The 19,149-nt window shown below is 63.5% G+C and carries 10 protein-coding genes and 1 CRISPR repeat array; of the genes, 7 read left to right on the plus strand and 3 right to left on the minus strand.

The genetic code is table 11. From position 1 onward, the window contains the following. Window positions 1-60 precede the first annotated feature (60 nt). Both ABNQ40_RS35535 and ABNQ40_RS35540 read left to right on the plus strand, forming a co-directional pair. On the plus strand, window positions 61-2,160 hold the full coding sequence (locus ABNQ40_RS35535; protein WP_377806612.1) for an ATP-binding protein: 2,100 nt from the start codon (window positions 61-63) through the stop codon (window positions 2,158-2,160). A gap of 51 nt (window positions 2,161-2,211) precedes the next feature. Further along, window positions 2,212-3,162 carry a glycosyltransferase family 2 protein gene (locus tag ABNQ40_RS35540; RefSeq protein ID WP_377806611.1) on the plus strand — a complete coding sequence of 317 codons (951 nt, stop codon included), beginning with the start codon at window positions 2,212-2,214 and terminating at the stop codon, window positions 3,160-3,162. Between the two features lie 138 nt (window positions 3,163-3,300). On the opposite strand, the gene ABNQ40_RS35545 is transcribed toward ABNQ40_RS35540, so the two are convergent. Further along, complete coding sequence (locus ABNQ40_RS35545; RefSeq protein ID WP_391349808.1) at window positions 3,301-4,047, minus strand: response regulator; 747 nt, start codon at window positions 4,045-4,047, stop codon at window positions 3,301-3,303. Window positions 4,048-4,697: 650 nt separating this feature from the next. Further along, window positions 4,698-5,768 (minus strand): hypothetical protein, encoded by a 1,071-nt coding sequence (locus tag ABNQ40_RS35550; RefSeq protein ID WP_377806609.1) that lies wholly within the window; start codon window positions 5,766-5,768, stop codon window positions 4,698-4,700. Between the two features lie 680 nt (window positions 5,769-6,448). Here ABNQ40_RS35550 and ABNQ40_RS35555 point away from each other — a divergent pair. Then, window positions 6,449-7,690, plus strand: a complete 1,242-nt coding sequence (locus tag ABNQ40_RS35555) for a hypothetical protein (protein WP_377806608.1) — start codon at window positions 6,449-6,451, stop codon at window positions 7,688-7,690. Window positions 7,691-7,728: 38 nt separating this feature from the next. On the opposite strand, the gene ABNQ40_RS35560 is transcribed toward ABNQ40_RS35555, so the two are convergent. Continuing rightward, entirely contained in the window at window positions 7,729-8,496 is a 768-nt protein-coding gene (locus ABNQ40_RS35560; protein ID WP_377806607.1) for a hypothetical protein, read from the minus strand. Window positions 8,497-8,709: 213 nt separating this feature from the next. Between ABNQ40_RS35560 and cas12b the strand changes: the two genes are divergently transcribed. From cas12b to ABNQ40_RS35580, 4 genes are all read left to right on the plus strand, one after another. After that, on the plus strand, window positions 8,710-12,039 hold the full coding sequence (gene cas12b / locus ABNQ40_RS35565) for a type V CRISPR-associated protein Cas12b (RefSeq protein WP_377806606.1): 3,330 nt from the start codon (window positions 8,710-8,712) through the stop codon (window positions 12,037-12,039). A 330-nt stretch (window positions 12,040-12,369) separates the two neighbouring features. Further along, window positions 12,370-13,398: direct repeats of the CRISPR family, unit length 37 nt; unit sequence GTCGCAGCGAGCGTCTGGTTCGCACCTCCGTTGGCAC. A 400-nt stretch (window positions 13,399-13,798) separates the two neighbouring features. Next, window positions 13,799-14,512, plus strand: coding sequence for an ImuA family protein (locus tag ABNQ40_RS35570; RefSeq protein ID WP_377806605.1), 714 nt, complete (start codon window positions 13,799-13,801; stop codon window positions 14,510-14,512). Then, window positions 14,400-15,974, plus strand: coding sequence for a Y-family DNA polymerase (locus ABNQ40_RS35575; RefSeq protein ID WP_391349702.1), 1,575 nt, complete (start codon window positions 14,400-14,402; stop codon window positions 15,972-15,974). The genes ABNQ40_RS35570 and ABNQ40_RS35575 overlap by 113 nt, the downstream gene beginning before the upstream one ends. Beyond that, window positions 15,971-19,126 (plus strand): error-prone DNA polymerase, encoded by a 3,156-nt coding sequence (locus ABNQ40_RS35580; RefSeq protein ID WP_377806601.1) that lies wholly within the window; start codon window positions 15,971-15,973, stop codon window positions 19,124-19,126. Before ABNQ40_RS35575 ends, ABNQ40_RS35580 begins: the two co-directional genes overlap by 4 nt. The last annotated feature ends 23 nt before the right edge of the window (window positions 19,127-19,149 follow it).

Genomic DNA, 19,149 nt, shown 5'->3' on the forward strand with positions numbered 1-19,149 from the left:
AAGCCACGGCGATGCACGAACAGAATTGCTTTCCAGGCACTCGCTGCGACCGGCGCGCTTATGGTGCTCCTGTGGTCCTACCTTGACAGTGAAATATCGAAGGAACTGGACGCACAGACAAACCAAAGGATCGAGTCTTCCCAATGGTCGCTCCATCAGTTCGAGGTTGAGTTTTATCGGTTGTCCGCGCTGGTCCGGAGCTCAGAGCAGAGCAAGGCTGAGCAAAGGGATTTAGAGGTTCGGTACGACATTCTTCTGAGCCGGTTCAGTGTTCTTAAGAACGACCATTGGTTTATTCTTGAGCAGAACGCCACTTTGACCGAGCGGATCAATTCTCTTGAACAAATGGTCTTGAGCTGGGAGCCCTTCCTAGAGGCACCGTTCAACAGTAGAAACCGAGAAGCACTGTCCGCGGCGGTTCAAAAGGCCGAAGCCCAGCTCAAGCCGTTGGTTGCAGAAATTCATGGTACTGCTAGCGCCTCGAAAGCAGAGGCGAGAAGCGAACTTGTTGAAAAGCTAACACACGTCAACTGGGCAATCGCCGCGTTGGCTTTCGCAGCTTTCGGCTTGGTTACCTCGCTCTACGTGCAGATCAAGCGTGAGGAGAGAGCTCGGCTCGCAGCGGAAACGCTCGCCGCCGAGAAGACGGCTCTCGTGCGTGAACTCGAGGACGCCCGAAACCAGGCTGTGGCAGCAGGCAAAGCGAAATCGGCTTTCCTCGGCGCCATGAGCCACGAGATCCGTACGCCAATGAGCGGGATAATTGGCATGGCCGACCTGCTTCACCGGAGCTCAACGGGTTCTGAGCAGCGCCGCTGGGCGATGGCAGTCAAAAGCTCCGCGACAGCACTTCTCACCGTGGTCAGCGACGTTCTCGAGTTTTCGCGAATTGAGGGATCAACCGTTCATCTCGTCCACGAGGCCTATGACATCGAGGAGCTAGTGGACGGGGCCCTTGAGTTGCACGCGCTGCCGGCCGCTGAGAAGGGGCTGTGGCTCGAGTCCATCGTCGAGCCTGATGTGCCCCGCGAACTGCTGGGCGATCCCGGTCGAATTCGGCAGATCGTTGTGAATCTCGTCAACAACGCTGTGAAATTTACCCAAGCCGGCGGCGTAAAGGTGTCTGTTTTCACATCTGAGGCCAGCGGTGGTGGGAGGCACTTGTGGATCTCGGTAGAGGACACGGGGCCAGGGATCCGCAACGAGGATATTCCCCGCCTATTCCAGCCGTTTAGTCAACTCGATGCCGGCGCATCAAGGCGGTTCGGCGGGACCGGTCTCGGACTTGCAATCTGCCATGGATTGGCGGACCAGATGGGAGGCAAGGTCACTGTCGAAAGCGCTGCCGGCAGTGGGGCGGCATTCAGGCTTTCCCTACCGTTGTCTGCAACAGACAAACAGGAGACGAGCGCACGTCTCAACGGGCTTCCTCCAGTTCTGGTCTTCATGCGTTCGTCAGAAGAACATAACGCGGTGTCGAACAAGCTGCGCATGATTGGGTGCGAAGTGTTCAATGCGAATGAACAACTCGCTACAGGCCATAATCCAAGCCGGTCAGTGGTCGTTCTAGATATGGAACACCCTGCCGCAGCCCAGATCGAAAGCAGCATACCGCCTGACTGGCCGGTGGTACGCGTGGTTTCCACCAGGAGTCATGGGTTGATCGGCAAAACCGGCACTGTTCTCCTGAAGCCTATACGGCGGTCTGCTTTGGCTGCGGCGCTTGCGGAGGCGGCGGGACAAGGAACTGGCGGGACTGCTTCGGGTGGAGCCCATACCAATTTGTCGATCATGGTCGCCGAAGACAACAGTTTGATGGCTGACATCATTTCGTTCTATCTTCGTAAGGAAGGGCACGAAGTAACCGTCGTTGGGAATGGCGCCGAGGCAGTTACGGCACTAGAACAGCGATCCTTCGATGTGGTGTTGATGGACGTCCAGATGCCTATTATGGACGGCATTACTGCCGCACGAGCCATACGTGCACGGCAAGACGAACGAGGACGAACTCCAATTATCGCGGTTACAGCGAACGCTCACGACGACGCGGCTGAGCTATGCAAGAGCTCTGGGTTTAACGGATTCATAACTAAGCCGGTAGATAAAAGAACTGTCGGTCATGTCATAGCGTCCGTGCTGGCCGGAACATCAGCTGTGTAGGCCGACGACTGGTAGCCGGCGTTATAAAACCATAGGCGGATCGTTCAGGAAATGGACTATAAATTGCCTGCGGAAGCCCCACGTTGGCAGCTTCCACTGACGTTGCCTCCCAGCTATTCGATTGAGCAGCATCTGTACTCTGCCCTCGAAATTACAGTCATCATTCCCGTGAAGGACGATCCGGACGGTCTCAGCGAGACCCTACATGCGTTGAATGAACTCCACGCTGGTGTGCGTCCGGCCAGGGTGATCGTGGTCGATGATGGGTCGAGCGACGCCGGAGCGGCCACGAGTGATGTAGTCCGCAAAGCGTCCGAGGCTGGTCTCGCGGGTGAAGTGTGCGTCCAGGCTGTAAACCGCGGGCCAGCCGCAGCGCGTAACCGTGGAGCTGAGTTGGCATCTACGCAGTGGCTCTGGTTCCTCGATGCTGGCGTTCGGCCGGATACGGACTACCTGGAGGCACTGACGGACCATGGCCACATCTGCCCGGCGGTGGCGTGGACCGGCCCGATCGCCTCGGACCCGACTGGGCTGTTCGCCTCCTACTACACCGCCCAATCCACTCTGAGCCCACCCGCTCAGCCGGACGGGCAACTGGATGGCTTCGTGACCGCGTCCGTTGTCATTAATCGCGCAGCATTTGAAGCGGTTGGTGGGTTCGATGAGCGCTTCCGGCGGGCAGCTTGCGAGGACCTCGATCTCGGCCTACGTCTCCGCCCTCACGGCCTGATCGGATACGCGGCTGATCTGTTGGTGCGGCACCGGTTTCGCGAAGACGAGGAGGATTTCCGCCGGCGGTTCAGGCGCTACGGATTTGGCTTCTTCCAGTTCGGCGCAAAGTGGAAGCAGAACATGGAGCCTTGGCCAGTGATCGCGAAAACAGACGATCCTGTGCACCGCCAGCTCGCTGGAATCCAATACGAGGCACTCTGGCAAGGCTGGAAGGAAGCCCAGGCCATGGTTGAAGCGGCAACGTCACAGGGGGCGGGCTTGCTCTCCTAAGGGCATTTCGCATACCTGCGCAACGTCCTGGAGCGCATGGTGAACGGCTACCCCGCCGCAGGCCCCGCCGATCTGCTCCCCTGGAACTGGAAGCCCGCCGTCAACGCCTGGTCGGGTGCAATCACGCCCCGCTTACATTCAAAGAAGCTGGTAGTTAGCGTAAGCCGCCTCAGCATCTGTGAGCGACTGTTCAGCTGCATCGAGGAGAGCGTTGATCGTCGTCCATGGCGCTCCGGTACGGCATGCGTGCTCAAGCTGGCTGGCTTGCAACGAGACCTGAAATGCTCCGAAGGACCGTGATGTACCTTTGAGGGTGTGCGCTTCAGCTTGCATCGTGTCGTGGTCGCGGATCGAGCGCATCGTGGCAAGCTTGCCTCGTGTCTCAGAAACGAACCTGGCGATGAACAAGGGCACATGCTCTTGGCCTAAGTCCCGTAGCATTGCGGATAGCGTATGCCCATCGATCCTATCGTCGTTGACTGGGAGCGATGGAAAAGACCGGTCCAAAACCCTGAGGAGTTCGTCCGGGCGCACGGGGCTGGCAAGAACCTCCTGCGCTCCAAGCGCCAGAATTGCGAGCCGGTATGCGGGGTTCGCGTCTCCGATCAGCGCCACTATCGGTGTGCTGCAGAACGGAAGGGGGAGGCGCCGCAGTGACGCAATCATGTCGGACCCCTCCATGTCCTGAAGCTGAGTGCTTATCAGCAGAGCATCGTAGCGGTACCTACCAGCGGCATCGATGGCGTCGCTGCCCTTGATCTCGACCTCGAGCGCGACATTGGGCACAGACTGGAGAAATGCGCTGATCAGATCAGATACGGCAGGGCGATCCTCGACTAGGAGCACTCTCCGCTCCGGGGGGTGGTTGCGGACGATCTTCCACACTGTGCCGGTCTCTTTCTCGTCGGGTGTGGACACTGAACAGGGAGCATTATCAGAAGAGAGCCGCGACGCTCCGGCAATCCGTCCACCTGTTCCGTGCACAGCAGTCAGAACGCGCTGGGCTGCGGCCAAAGATGAGAGTGGGCGAGTTACAGTGGCTGTGTTGCCGTTGCTCTCGTCATAGTTCTGCCAAGCATCAGGGTCGATCGCTCTGGCAATAAACTCAATGTCAGCTACGGTTTTCATCTAGGTCGTACAGCTCGAAAATTCATCAACTGATAGGGTTGGGTTAATCGAAAGGCTCTGCTCATTCCCAAGGTGATCGTAACCCTTCAAAAAGCCCGTTGTTGGGCGGCTTGAAGCGAGTAGCGACAACCACAATGTTCCTTCTGATATAATAGCTGAGAACTTAACAAGAAGTTTACTGGTAATTTAGACGATATTTTAGTAAAAAGCAACAATCGGTTGGAGCCAATCTGCGATGTGACTTCTACGTGGCATGGGAATGTTGAGCGGTCATGGACTTGTACTGACAAGCGTGGGTTGTGGATTTCCGAGGTGCGTTATCAATGACGACTTCATCTATACATGTAGTAGGATTAGAACGGCGTGAAGAACTGATTCCGTTGATGTGAGCCGGGATCAAATCGGATCTAGCCGTACGATAGAAGTCTGTCGTTGGCGCTACCATAACGAGCCAGCAGTGGGTCCTGTCTTTTAAGGATCCGCTCTAAGTGGGCGAGTGCGTCGTCCACTCCTTCGGCCGGCTCCACCCAGCGATCGGGTTCGGTAGCCACCGCGGGCGGGGGAAGGAGCGGGGACGCAGCAACAGCTCTGACCGCCGCTTCTGAACGCGGCGCCACCTCCCCGAGCATCGGCGCCAGATCCTCGGCCACGAACACCCGATGGCTGCGCCGGCGGGTGATCTCCACGGCGATCTCCAGGCGCTGCAACTCCTCCAGTAGGTCGGTCGCCGCGCTGGTGGCGCAGCGCAGCCGCGCTGCCAGCCGGGCCGGGCTCATCACTCCTTCCGCCGCCATGGCGTCGACGGCGCGGCGGATGCGGGCGTCGCTGCGCCGGTCGCCGACACGCCGGCGCCAGCTGCGCCAGCGGTGGTGCAGGGCGACGAGACGATCCTCTCCGTCCTCCGCCTGCCGAGCCATGCCGTCTAGGAAGGCAACTAACCAGACCCCGCGGGGCTCGGCGCGGCGTATTGCTTCCACCCCGTTCAAGCAGGGAAGCGGCAGAGGCGTCAGTCCCTGAGCGGCGAGGAAGCGGGAAACCGCAAGGCAGGCGCCGCTGCGGTCGCCGCCAGCTTCTAGGTGGGCAAGGAAGCCAATGCCGCAAGCGATCAGCGCCGCCGACCCGACCGAGGCATGGGCCTCGTCCATCTGGGCAAGCGCGTCATCCGTGCCGGTCGGGGCGAGAGCGGCCGTGCCAGGTTCGGTGAGCATCTGCCGCATCATATCGAGGGCAAGCATGGTGGCGCCCCAATCGCGCTGGGCCCGGGTCGGCACCTGCGCCAGCAAGGTGCGCAGACGGTTGGGATCGACCCGGCGACCCTGGGTCTCAGAAATCTCGGCCACGGCCTCGACCCGCGACCGGTGCAGCCACGCGGCCAGCACCGGGGTCCCGGCGGTTGCCTGGGCCAGCCGGCCGACGGCCACGGCGGCGCGCTCCAGGGGGGCGAGAAGGGGGAACGGGTCCAAAGAACGAAAACGCATGTATTGTTCTATATCAGGTGGTTATCGGCTTATAATATCGAAAAACCGCCGACTAGTCCACTACTGCGGACGGCCGATATCGCATGTTGGTGATAATTTCCGCTATCGCCAGTAGGGGAGGGCGGCTATCGTCGCCGGTTGTCGTTGTCAGGTGTCGGTTTTCCGGGATCGCCGGACACCAGCCTGAAATCGAGGGGAACGGCCGGATTTCGGCCCAGGATCGCTGGACTCGAACCGAGATCGGTGGACACGTTTCGCTCCTCAGACCTTCCCGACATCCCGTTCATGACGGCATTTTCGCCGCGGTAGGGTGGTTGGTGACCCGCTGCGGCCGAGGCGGATCGCGGGCAAGGTCACGACGTTCTGTTTCGACATCGTCCGGTGATCCTGGACATCAATCCAGTGATCCTGGTTTATTTTCCACCGATCTGGGAAACGCGGACGACTTGAAATTGCTGGCATCTGAGTCCATTGATTCGAGCAAATCGACATGGTGCGAAAAGCCGGTGCCGGCCAGCGAAATAACCTTTACTGGATGAGGACCAGCGGAAATCCAGACCGCATCTCAATAGCCTCCCCCGTCCACCGTTCCGTAAGCCGGTTCATGCAAAATGCTGCCAGTTCATGCGAAAAGTCCGGAGCTGTCGGCAACCGTCCCTAACCCTCTGACCGCCTGATCCATGACCTCCCAGCCGCTCCTTCCCGTCGTAACCGGGGCCAGAGACGACAATCCTCACGATCGCGCTCTCGCCCTCGACGGCGTGATCCTGCCGCACGCGCCGATCGCTCTCGCAATCGCACGACGCTTGGTGCCCTGGTGGCGGGCGCTTCAGCGCAACGCGCCTGCCAACACCGTTCGCGCCTTGTGGGCTGATGCCCGCCATTACATCCGCTGGTGCGGACTCAACGGCCGGGTCGCGGTCCCTGCGGGGCCGGAGACGGTGATCGCCTACCTGACGGCACTCTCCAAGAACGGCGGCCGCGACGGGCAGCCAGCCGCCTACGGAACGGTGGCAAGGCGGAAGTCCACCATCGCAACTCTGCATGAGGCTGTCGGCCTGCCGGACCCTTGCAAGGACCGGCTGGTGCGGCTGGAGATGAAAGGGTTCGCTGGCCGCCTCGGGCGGCGCCCTGCCCAGGCGATCGGACTGCGCCGCGAGGATGTGCAGGAGATTCTTGCGGCCCTAAGTCGTGAAGAGGGGCCACAGGCGGTGCGTGATGCGGCGCTGATCGCCGTCGGCTACGACACGCTTCGCCGCCGGGCCGAGTTGGTGCGGCTGACTGTCGCCGATGTCCAGGCTGAACGCGACGGCAGCGGCCGGCTGTTCGTGTCCCGGTCGAAGACTGACCAGGGCGGGCAGGGCCGCTGGTGCTGGTTGGGGCCCGACACCATGACCCTGATGCAGCGGTGGCTTCGGCTGCGCACCAGCCTGCTCGACGAGGCCCTGGCAGAGGGAGAGCAACTGGTGCGCCGCTGCAGCCGCGGGGACACCGCTAGGCGTGAGAAGCTGGAGCGCCGGCAGTCCCGTTTGGAATGTTGTCGCGCTGTCCTGTGGCTGCAGATCGGCACCGACCGGCTAACCCGCGGGACGGACGTTGTGCTGGGACCCTTGGCGGTGTCGGGGCCGGACCCCGGCAAGCGGGTGGGCGAGATCTTCAAAGAGCGAGCCAAGGCTGTGGGGCTGGAGGGCACCGGCGTGCCGGGGGAGGGGGCGGTGTCGGGCCACAGCCTGCGGGTTGGTGCTGCCCAGGACCTGGTGGCCGCCGGGTTCGGCCTGCCCGCTATCCAACAGGCAGGAGACTGGACCTCTCCCACCATGCCCGCCCGCTACGGTGAGCGCATCGCCGCCGGCGCTGGCGCGATGGCGCAGCTGGCGGAGAAGCAGGGGCGGGGTGGTGCCGGAGGTGACGAAGATGACTGATACGATGGCTTCAATGGGTGTCGGCACCGATTTCGGTATCAGTCAACGTGCAGCTCCGGATCATCGTTAAGATCGACCGCCACTTCGTTCCGAACTCCTTCAGCCAATTCGAAGACCTCATCCCGCACTTCCAATGTCTCTTCCGGACTGCCATGGAAGCTGATGTCGTCGAGAAAGCCGAGGACGATGGCATCCAGGAAAGAAGGAAAGACCTCGATCGTCGAAGGCGCGTGCTTGGTCGATGCGACGGCGTCGGTGAAGAGCCGTCGACCTGTGCCGGCGAAATCCATGTTGCTGATTTTGGCGTGGTGTTCGATGCGGATCGGCAGGTGCGCCCATTCAGCCGGTGGGGAGAACGACAGCGAGCAGTAGAGGTCCTGATGACCAGTGTGATCATCCACTCTGGGCCAGGCGAAAACTCCCAGCGTTTCCCAGGCGATGTCGAGTGCCCATTGTCCGGTGCGCTCTGCAGTGGCCGTGATGGTTGGAGTGATGACCATCTCCGCAACCGGTGGCTCGTTTTGCGCCGTAGGTTTGCCATCGGTGTCGCCAACCAGTCTGAGGTGGGGCGGGGCCAACGCGCGGTCCCAGGCGTCGAAGTCGCACCAGCCCATGCGCGACAACACCTCAGCCCAAGGCCTAAGGCACCGCATGAGCTCCGCTACGGTCAGGCCCGGTTCGAATTCCGGCAATGAGCGGACATGGCCCAGCAGAGCGAGACGGTCTGTGGCGTCCATGATCCGATCCGGTTCACGGTGCTCGGCGATGATGATCGTGCCGTTTCGCATCAATCGCAGAGTGGCCATATGATCAAGCTCCTGTTTCTGGCTGGTGACGGCACGGTGGCTCGTTCGGCGTCTGTGCTCAAAGCTTTAGCAGCGTATTTAGGTCTCTCAAACTCTGCACGGCTACAATTCGTCGCGGGACCCGTCGCAAGACGATTGCAGCGCGCCGGCAGACTTGGAATGGGGGGATGTTGGTGCGAAGTTGAAGGGTCGCTACTCTACCCGTGAGCTTCCATGCCGACCCGCTCCGTCAAACTCAAGCTGATCATCCCGCGTAAAGCGGATTGCCTCGACATCGCTCGCGGGCTCTGGACCACCCACGCTGCTGTGAACCAGGCAGCCCGTTACTATGAGGAGCAGCTGCTTCTGATGCGGGGCCAGGGGTACCGGACAGCGGACGGCTGGGTGTCCGAGGAAGACATCCGGCAACAGTTGATAGACGGCATCCATAAGGCTCGGAAGGAAAACGGCTGCGGTGTTCCGATCACAGACGAAGAGGCTGCGGATCTCCTGCACAGCCTCTACGGCGCGATTGTTCCCTCTGCCGTGGGAGAGCAAGGAACGGCACAGAACGCCAATCGCTATCTGGGTCCGCTCACAGACAAGGATAGCCGCGGTGAGTTGGACATCTTCGAGAAGATCGACCGGTTGCCGGAGTGGCTTCAATCCGTGCGCGATGGCGAAGTGTCGGGCTTCGAAGCCGCATACGCTTGGCTTGAGACGGAAGACGGGCAGCGTCGGCTTCGGATGACCGGGGCGCCGCCCGCCTGGGTGAAGGCCTACCGGCAAAAGGATCCGAAATGGCCGATCGCGTTCGTCACGGACGTCGACAGGAAGCTGCAGGAAGCTCAGGGTACCCCCAGCGTAGTCCGCAGGCTCAAGGAGGCGGGTGTTCTGCCTCTCTTCCCGGCCTTCATTGCGCGACGCCTCGCCGGGGGCCGAGCAGCGGTTGGACCGTGGGATCGGCTCGCATTTCGCTTGGCGGTTTCTCACCTGCTGTCCTGGGAGAGCTGGAGCCGGCGAGCGGCCGAGGAACACTCGCAGCGCAAAGCACGCGTCGAGCGCTTCCGATCCGAACGCCTCGTCGGTGAACTCGCCCAAAAAGTCGAGGCTCTGCGCCGCTACGAGGTGGAACGCAAGGAGGAACTCGAACGCGTCGCGTTGCCCATGGACGATCGTGATTTTCTGATTACCGGGCGCATGGTGCGGAACTGGACCGACTTGCGCGACAAGTGGCTTCGCGCGAAGAACCGGTCTATGGAGAACCTGCTATCGGTTTCCGCGGAGGAGCAGACCCGGAAGCGCGGCAGGTTTGGCGATCCCCACCTCGTTCGGTGGCTGGCGCGTCCTGAGAACCATCACATTTGGGCCGATCCTTCCATTGATCCTGTGAACTCGCTCGCTCACCTCAACGCGATGGAGCGGTTGGTCGAGCGCTCCCGCGAAACGGCAACAATGACGTTGCCCGACCCCCGGGAGCATCCACGATCCACCCAATGGGAGGCGGATGGTGGCACGAACCTGCGCAGCTATGCTCTGCGCGGCGCTCCCACCGGCTGTCTTGAGGTCAGGCTGCCGATCCTGACATGCGCGGAAGACGGTTTCTACGCTGAAGCGAGCATCACGCTACCTGTTGCGCCCTCCGACCAGCTCCAAGAGCCTGAGTTTGCCACCGACGGCCGGCAGAAGCTCCTGGCCTACCGAACGGGGGCTGGCGAGGCAATGCGCGGCGCACTCGGCAGTGCCGATCTGCTTCTGGACTGGGATTTTCTCCGCGCGCGTTCCTTGGATAGGATCGAGGCAGGCGAGATCGGACCGGCATGGCTGAAGCTTGCTATTGATCTCCACCCGCAGTACCCGGCAGGCTTCACTGGGAAGCTGCCGGCGGCGGCTATCCATTTCCAGACATCTCTAGGAGAGAAGAGCAAGCGCCAAGCCGAGGTGGTACCGGGCTTGCGCGTCCTCTCCGTCGACTTGGGCGTTCGCTCCTTCGGGGCCTGCTCGGTGTTCGAGCTCACGGCCGAGCAGCCGATGTCTGGGGTCATTTTCCCGGTTGCAGAACTGGGGCTGTGGGCTGTCCATGAACGCTCGTTTATGCTCGATCTGCCTGGGGAGGAACAGGGCAAGCAGGGACGCTTGTGGCGCGAGGCGGCGGATGCGGAGTTGCGGCGGCTGCGTCGAGGCCTCCGCCGTCACCGCACCCTGTTGCATGCTGCAAGCGCCGACGAGGCGGACCGCGCAGCCACCATCGCCGGATGGCGTGAGATCATTGGCTCCGGCGATGCTTGGTCCTTTGAGGTTGCTTTGTGCGCTGAACTAGAGGCGCGCCTATCATCGGCTCCACCGGTTTGGGAGGGGCTGGTCAAGGACGTGTCTCATCGATTCCGCCACAGCTTTGGTGAGATCGTCCATGAATGGCGGCACCGCACCCGTGCCCGGATGGAGGGGGACGGAACGGACAGAAAGGCATCCGGCAAATCGCTCTGGTCCATCCAGCACCTAACGGACGTGCGGCGCTTCCTGCAGGGGTGGAGCTTGGCTGGGCGTGCTTCAGGGGAAATTCGTCGGCTGAACCGCGCCGCAATGGGCAGTTTTGCTGGCAACCTCCTTGACCACATCGACGGGTTGAAGGATGACCGTCTCAAGACTGGCGCTGACCTGATCGTGCAGGCGGCCCGCGGCTACCGCCGTGGCGGCGATGGTAAGTGGGTGCAGGTTTATGCCCCCTGCCACGTTGTCCTGTTCGAGGACCTGTCACGATACCGGATGCGCACAGATCGGCCGCGCCGCGAAAACTCCCAGTTGATGAAGTGGGCACACCGGGCGATCCCGGGCGAGGTGGCCATGCAAGGGGAGTTGTATGGCATCCAGTGTCTGGAGACTGGTGCAGCCTTTTCCAGTCGTTATCGCGCGGCATCAATGACTCCCGGCATCCGCTGCCATGTGCTGACTAAGGCAAACCTCACTGACGTGGTGTTCCGCCAGGTGATCGAGCGGGAGAATCCCGGTATCGATGTCACGACACTCCGACCAAACGACTTGGTGCCGTTGGCCGGTGGAGAGATGTTCGTGTGCCTTGATGGGGACGGCGTCTGCCGGGTCCACGCTGACATCAACGCCGCCCAGAACCTCCAGCGTCGGTTCTGGACCCGCCACGGTGAAGCGTTCAGAGTCCCTACCCGGCGGGTGTTGGTGGACGGCCTGGAATGCTGGGTGCCGATGCAGATCGGCAAACGCCTGAACGGGGCGCTTGGTGGTTACGGGCGGCTCATCCCTACTGGGCATGAGACAGGATCGTGTCGCTGGGAAAGCCTCACGCCGCGTCAGTGGCGCGCACTGACCGGCGCTGGGGCTTCCGTCAGTGAAGGCAACGCGGCCGCAGACCCGGACATCGAGGAGCTGCTCGGGATTGAGGAGGAAGCTCTGGAACGAACCGGCGAGACAGTGGTCTTCTTCCGAGATCCCTCGGGTGTTGTCCTGCCGGATAGGCTGTGGTTCCCGTCACAAACCTTCTGGTCCGTGGTCAAGACGAAAACGGCCGCTCGCCTCAAAGCAAGCCGTTGAGCTTCTGTTGGTCCGTGCTATTCTGACCCCCGCTGGGCTATAGGCCCAGCGGACGTCGGTTGCAGTGCCTCGGCAATGGGGATCAGACCACTGCCAGCAGCCGAAGCGGTTTTTGCGAACCCGGCTCTTTGACATTGTCAAAACCTCGTTGCTGCGAACCCCAAGCGCGCATGAGAACGCCGGGGGGTTCGCGCGAAGCGTAAGCTACTGAACTGCCTGTGCTTTCCAAGATGATGCGGGATCTGCGCGTTTCGGTGTGTAGCGCTGCCCGGCAGGTTCGCACAAGCCTGCTTGTAAGGTGCTGCAAATGCTCACTGTTTTACTTAGGCAGTCGCAGCGAGCGTCTGGTTCGCACCTCCGTTGGCACTGGTCCATCGTCCGAACGGGCATGAGCACTGCTGATGTCGCAGCGAGCGTCTGGTTCGCACCTCCGTTGGCACTTCGCCATGGTTACTTGCACTCCATCCGATCAACGTCGCAGCGAGCGTCTGGTTCGCACCTCCGTTGGCACCGTCTCATGGCTGTTGAGCCAGTCGTCGGCAGCCGCGTTGCAGCGAGCGTCTGGTTCGCACCTCCGTTGGCACCATGTCGTGAGCATGGCACGGCCGCATACGGGTGAGTCGCAGCGAGCGTCTGGTTCGCACCTCCGTTGGCACGGCGTAACGGCGACGCCGAACCGGGGCGACCGCAAGTCGCAGCGAGCGTCTGGTTCGCACCTCCGTTGGCACCCAGGCTGACCAGTCCACGGCCAGGGGATTGCGGTCGCAGCGAGCGTCTAGTTCGCACCTCCGTTGGCACTACTGGTCCGACCCGGCCCTAAAAGCCAAGGGTCGTCGCAGCGAGCGTCTGGTTCGGACCTCCGTTGGCACCGCATCACGCAACACATGGCCGCATCCCCGCGTCGGTCGCAGCGAGCGTCTGGTTCGCACCTCCGTTGGCACCACAAAGGGTCGGTCGAGGTCTTTCAAACGCTCGGTCGCAGCGAGCGTCCGGTTCGCACCTCCGTTGGCACAGCACCCCCCGAGAGGCGCGGCCCGGGCCATGCGTCGCAGCGAGCGTCTGGTTCGCACCTCCGTTGGCACATCGTCAAATCGCTGGCCTTCGCCAAGCCCGGCGCGTCGCAGCGAGCGTCTGGTTCGCACCTCCGTTGGCACACTGGATCAGCGGTATTGGGGTTTGGCGCGTTGATGGTCGCGGCGAGAAGCGGTTTCGCACTTCTGTTGGCACCCGGACCCATCCCGAGGAGGCGCATAGCGCGTGGCGGTTTCGCACTTCCGTTAGCACCACCGGATGATGACGGACACGATCCGCGGTCGCATCAAGTCGCAGCGAGAAGCGGTTCCGCACCTCCGTCGGCACCATCCAGCCGCCGCGCCATGGACCATCAGCGTAAGCTGTGCCGAGGGTCAAATTCCCACCTGGCACAGCCAGTGCTGCCATGGACGCGCGCCATGTCAGCGTAGGGGTGCTCGATCTCCTGCCGAATGGAGCCGGCGCGCGTCTTCACTTCCAGTCGCTATGGCGTTGCTTAACAGGGAGCAAGCTGCGGTGGTGTGGATCGCTTGCACATGGCAAGGGGAGGGTGAGCAAGGAGCCAAAAACCAAAGCTTGACAGTGCTCCTGTTTTTGGCGAACAAAAAGGGAACATAATCCTTCCCCTTCTGTCTCAAGAGACATGCATCCTGAGCCGCGCCCTAGTATCGCCCTACAAGACCTGCGCAACCGCATCCATCAGCTGGAGATTGGCGGGCGGCGCGCCATGCGCGTGCTGCCCTTCGGGATCAGCGAGGTCGACGGTCGGCTGCCAGGTGGCGGGCTGGCGTTGGGGGCCGTCCACGAGGTGGCCGAGGGCGGTGACCTGGGCGTGATCCACGCCGCGGCGGCCACCCTGTTCGCCGCGGGCATCCTGGCCAGAATGACCGGGCCGGTGCTCTGGTGCCTGCGGGCGTCGGACCTGTACGCCCCGGCGCTCTCCCAAGTCGGGCTGGATCCGAACCGGGTCATTTATGCCGAGGCACCCGATGAAAGGACGCTGCCTCTGCTGGTGGAGGAGGGGCTGCGCCACCGCGGACTGGCGGCCGTGGTAGGTGAACTGGCCAAGCTCCCCATGGTGGCGTCCAGACGCATGCAGATCGCCGCTGAGCACTCCGGCGTCACAGCCATCATCCTGCGCCGGTGGCGCAGCCCGGCCGCGGCTGCCGCCGAGATCGGCCAGCCGACGGCTGCCGTCACCCGTTGGCGCGTTTCAGCCCTGCCGTCCAGCCCACTGCCAGCGCCGGGGATAGGCCGCAGGCGATGGCGGGTGGAACTGGTGCGGTGTCGTGGGGGCGTGGCGGGTGAGTGGGACATTGAGGGCTGCGATGAAGAGGGTCGTCTCGGTCTACCTGCCCACTTGGCCGACGGATCGGCTTCGCGTCAGGGCACGCTCATCGAAGGAACGGCACGAGCGGTCGGGCTCCGGTTCGGCACTTGAGGCCGACGAGCCGGCCGACAATCCCTTGGTCGTCGCGTCGACCGGCGCGCAGCGCGTCATCACCGCGGTGGACGTCGCCGCGCATCGGCTCGGCCTACACCGAGGCATTCCACTCGCCCACGCGCGGGCGATGGTGCCCGACCTGACGGTTGCCGACGCCGATCCTGACGCCGATGCCGAGGGCTTGCACCGGTTGGCCTTGTGGGCGCTGCGCTACAGCCCAATGTTGGCCGTGGACCCGCCAGATGGCCTGTGGATGGACATCACCGGTGCCAGCCACCTGCTGGGTGGCGAGCGCCCGCTGCTCGACGATCTGATCCGCCGCCTCGCCGGCATGGGCGTCACCGCGCGAGCCGCGATCGCCGGCACGCCCGGCGCCGCCAATGCCCTCGCTCGCTTCGGCCATCGGCCAGTGTCTGTGATCGACGATGGGTTGGAGGCGGTGTCCGCGTTGCCGGTGGCCGCCCTCCGGCTGGGGTTTGAGATGACTGTCGAACTCCGACGCCTGGGCTTTGAGACCGTCGGCGATCTGGAGGCGACGCCGCGTGCGCCTCTGGCCCATCGCTTCGGCTCGTTGCCCGGCCGACGGCTGGATCAGGTCTTCGGCCGCGTTGCCGAACCGATCGTGCCTGTCGTGCCGGTCGAGACCGTCCAGGTACGACGCAGTCTGGTCGAACCAATCAGCACGGCCGAGGCACTCCAGGCTGTCATCGTGGCGCTGGTGCAGGACCTCTGTGGGCAGCTGGAGCAGCATGGGCTGGGCGCCAGGACGCTGGACCTGCTCTGGCACCGCGTGGACGGCACAGTGCAGGCAATCCGAGTTGGCACGGCGAAGCCGGTGCGCGCAGCTCCACACCTCACCCGCCTGCTTGTTGAGCGCATCGCCAACGTCGATCCCGGCTTCGGCATCGAAGTCGCCATTTTGACGGCCACGCTTGCGGAGCCATTGTCGGCTGAGGAGGTCGGCCGGCTGGTGGCCGGGGAGACCGATCCCGGGACGTTCGACGAGGTGGCCACCATCGCCGGGCTGGTCGATGTGCTGGGCAACCGGATCGGCCACGACAGGGTTTTCCGGTGCGCGCCGGTGGAGAGCGATGTACCGGAGCGGTCGGTCACGCGCATCCCCGCCCTGGCGCCGCCGGTACCAGCTGGTTGGCCCTCTAAGTGGCCCCGGCCGGGACGTCTGCTGATGCCGCCGGAGCCGATCGAGACGATGGCCCTGATGCCCGATCACCCGCCAATGGCCTTCACATGGCGAGGTGTCCGACGACTCATCAAGCGAGCGGATGGTCCGGAGCGCATCCACGGCGAATGGTGGCGCAGGGATCGCGAGATGGCGGCCGCGCGAGACTACTACGCCGTCGAGGACCACGCGGGCGAGCGCTTCTGGCTCTACCGATCCTGGGAAGGCTCCCCGGACACCGGGCCAATGCGATGGTTCATCCACGGGCTGTTCGGATGAGCGCGGCCGGGCAGGGGCGGGGTCCCGCAGGCTCGACATACGCCGAGCTCCAGGTGACAACCCACTTCAGCTTTCTTCGCGGGGCCAGCAGCTGCGAGGAGTTGTTCTCGCGGGCGGCGGCGCTGGGAATCCCAGCTCTGGGCATTGTCGACCGACACTCGCTGGCGGGGATCGTCCGCGCCAACGAGGCGGCGCGGCAGACTGGCGTCCGGTTGGTCATCGGAAGCCGGCTTGACCTCACCGACGGCACCGCCCTGCTGCTGTATCCCATGGACCGGGCGGGCTACGGTCGGCTCTGCCGTCTGCTGACGCTCGGCAAAGGCAGGGCGGGGAAGGGGGCCTGCGATCTGTCCTGGGAGGACGTCGCCGATTGGGTTGAAGGACTGCTCGCCATCCTGGTGCCAGACGAACCGGACGACCGCTGCGCCCGGCAACTGGCGCGGCTGCGCCGGACCTTTCCCGGCAGGTGCTACGTGGCCCTGACGCTCCGCCGGCGACCGGGCGATGTCCTGCGGCTACACCTGCTGTCAGAACTGGCCGCGGCCCACCGTGTGCCGACCGTGATGACCAACGACGTCCTCTATCACGCGCCGGAACGGCGCATCATGCAGGACATCGTCACCTGCATCCGCAAGGGCTGCACCATCGACAGCGCTGGGTTCCGGCGGGAGCGGTACGCCGACCGCTTCTTGCAGCCACCGTCAGAAATCGCCCGCCTCTTTGCCCGGCACCCAGAGGCGGTGGCGCGGACGCTGGAGGTCGTGGAGCGATGCCGGTTCGGGCTGGACGAGCTGCAGTACCAATACCCGGAGGAGGTCGTGATTCCGGGTCTGACGGCGCAGCAGTCGCTGGAGCGGCTGACCTGGGAGTCCGTTGCCAACCGCTATCCCGATGGCGCGCCGGAGAAGGTCCAAGCCGTGCTCCGGCATGAGTTGCGGCTCATCGACCAGCTGGGCTACGCACCCTACTTCCTGACCGTCCACAGCATCGTCCGCTTCGCCCGCTCCCGCGGCATCCTGTGCCAGGGCCGGGGGTCCGCCGCCAACTCAGCTGTCTGCTATGTGCTCAGCATCACCAGCATCGACCCTGAAAAGCACAACCTGCTCTTCGAGCGCTTCGTATCGGCCGAGCGCCGTGAACCGCCAGACATCGACGTCGATTTCGAGCACGACCGCCGTGAGATCGTCATCCAGTGGATCTACGAGACTTACGGCCGCCACCGTGCAGCTCTGACGGCGGTAGTCACGCGGTACAGGGCGCGTGGTGCCGTCCGTGACGTCGGCAAGGTGCTCGGGCTCACCGAAGACGTCACAGCGGCACTGGCAGGGCAGATTTGGGCTTGGTCGGATGAGGGTGTCGAGGAGCAGCACGCGAAGGAGCTGAACCTGAACCTGCAGGACCGGCGTCTGCGTCTGACCCTGGAGCTTGCCCAGCAACTGATGGGCACGCCCAGGCACCTGTCGCAGCATCCGGGCGGCTTTGTCCTCACGCAGGACCGGCTGGACGAGCTCGTGCCGATCGAGCCCGCCGCAATGGAAGATCGACAGGTCATCGAATGGGACAAGGACGACATCGACACGCTGAAGATGATGAAGGTCGACATCCTTGCACTGGGGATGCTCGGCTGCATGCGCCGGGCCTTCGAGTTGCTGGAGGAGCACAAGGGCATCCGCATGGACTTGGCCGGCATCCCTGCCGAGGACCCGGTTACCTACGCGATGATCCGGCGGGCCGACACACTGGGCGTTTTCCAGATCGAAAGCCGGGCGCAGATGGCCATGCTGCCGCGGATCAAGCCGCGGACCTTCTACGACTTGGTCATTCAGGTGGCAATCGTCCGGCCGGGCCCGATCCAGGGCGACATGGTGCACCCCTACCTGCGCCGCCGCGAGGGACTGGAGCCGGTGGACTATCCCACGCCGGAACTCAGGGCGGTGCTGGGATCGACGCTTGGCGTTCCGCTCTTCCAGGAGCAGGCGATGAGGGTTGCCATCGAATGCGCCGGATTTACGCCCGGCGAGGCCGACCAGCTGCGGCGGGCTATGGCCACCTTCAAGCTCACAGGTGGTGTCAGCAAATTTTCGAGTAAGCTGGTCGACGGCATGGTGGCGCGCGGCTACAGCCGGGAGTTCGCCGAGGGTACCTTCAAGCAGTTGGAGGGGTTCGGGTCATACGGTTTCCCGGAAAGCCACGCAGCGAGCTTTGCGCTGATCGCCTACGCCTCCTCCTGGATGAAGTGCCATCACCCTGAGGTCTTCACCTGCGCTCTCCTGAACGCTCAGCCCATGGGCTTCTATGCGCCGGCCCAGATCGTTCGGGATGCGCGCGACCATGGTGTCGAGGTCCGGCCGGTCGACGTCAACACTTCACGTTGGGACTGCACGTTGGAGCCGGCGGGGCAGGGCAGGCTGGCGGTCCGCCTCGGACTCCGGCTGGTGAGAGGGTTGGCCAACGCCGCCGGCGCCGGGATCGTCGCCGCCCGCGAGGATCGTCCCTATGGCGACGTTGAGGACCTGTGGCGCCGGGCGGGTGTGCCGGTCGCGGCACTACGCCAGCTGGCGGCCGCCGATGGCTTCGCCGGTATGGGGCTTACGCGTCGAGAGGCTGCTTGGGCCATCCGGGCGCTCCGGGATGAGGCCCTGCCGCTCTTCGCGGCCGCCGGGGCTGCGCAAGAGGCGGTGGAGCCGGAGGTCACCCTCAGGCCGATGAGCGGGGGCAGGGAGGTGGTGGAGGATTACACGATGACCGGCTTGAGCCTGCGCAGTCATCCTGTTGCTCTCCTCCGCCAGGACCTGCGAGGGCAGGGCAGCATCACCTGCGCCGATCTCGCTCGCGCGCGGGACGGACGCAGGGTGACGGTGTCTGGCCTGGTGCTGGTCAGGCAGCGGCCGGGATCGGCCAACGGGGTGCTATTCCTGACGCTTGAGGATGAAACCGGCATCGCCAACGTCATCGTTTGGAAGAAGCTCTTCGAGCAGCAGCGCCGCATTATCCTGGGAGCCAGCATGCTGGCGGTGAAGGGTCGCGTGCAGATCGAGGGCGAGGTCATCCACCTGATCGCGGAGCAACTGGTCGATCAAACGGACCTACTGCGGTCGGTTGGAAGTAAGGAGATGCCGACGCAGCCTGCCGGCAGGCCTGCACGGGTGTAGCGTCACCAAGGTTCAGGCTGCTT

Source organism: Azospirillum sp. A23, assembly GCF_042938965.1.
Taxonomy (GTDB): domain Bacteria; phylum Pseudomonadota; class Alphaproteobacteria; order Azospirillales; family Azospirillaceae; genus Azospirillum; species Azospirillum melinis.

What these genes read in the sequence shown, in the direction of transcription:
- ABNQ40_RS35580 (WP_377806601.1), top strand. Translation starts at nt 15,971, where the DNA reads ATGAGCGCGGCCGGGCAGGGGCGGGGTCCCGCAGGCTCGACATACGCC.
- ABNQ40_RS35535 (WP_377806612.1), top strand. Translation starts at nt 61, where the DNA reads ATGGTGCTCCTGTGGTCCTACCTTGACAGTGAAATATCGAAGGAACTG.
- ABNQ40_RS35570 (WP_377806605.1), top strand. Translation starts at nt 13,799, where the DNA reads ATGCGCGTGCTGCCCTTCGGGATCAGCGAGGTCGACGGTCGGCTGCCA.
- ABNQ40_RS35550 (WP_377806609.1), bottom strand. Translation starts at nt 5,768, where the DNA reads ATGCGTTTTCGTTCTTTGGACCCGTTCCCCCTTCTCGCCCCCCTGGAG.
- ABNQ40_RS35555 (WP_377806608.1), top strand. Translation starts at nt 6,449, where the DNA reads ATGACCTCCCAGCCGCTCCTTCCCGTCGTAACCGGGGCCAGAGACGAC.
- ABNQ40_RS35575 (WP_391349702.1), top strand. Translation starts at nt 14,400, where the DNA reads ATGAAGAGGGTCGTCTCGGTCTACCTGCCCACTTGGCCGACGGATCGG.
- ABNQ40_RS35560 (WP_377806607.1), bottom strand. Translation starts at nt 8,496, where the DNA reads ATGGCCACTCTGCGATTGATGCGAAACGGCACGATCATCATCGCCGAG.
- ABNQ40_RS35540 (WP_377806611.1), top strand. Translation starts at nt 2,212, where the DNA reads ATGGACTATAAATTGCCTGCGGAAGCCCCACGTTGGCAGCTTCCACTG.
- cas12b (WP_377806606.1), top strand. Translation starts at nt 8,710, where the DNA reads ATGCCGACCCGCTCCGTCAAACTCAAGCTGATCATCCCGCGTAAAGCG.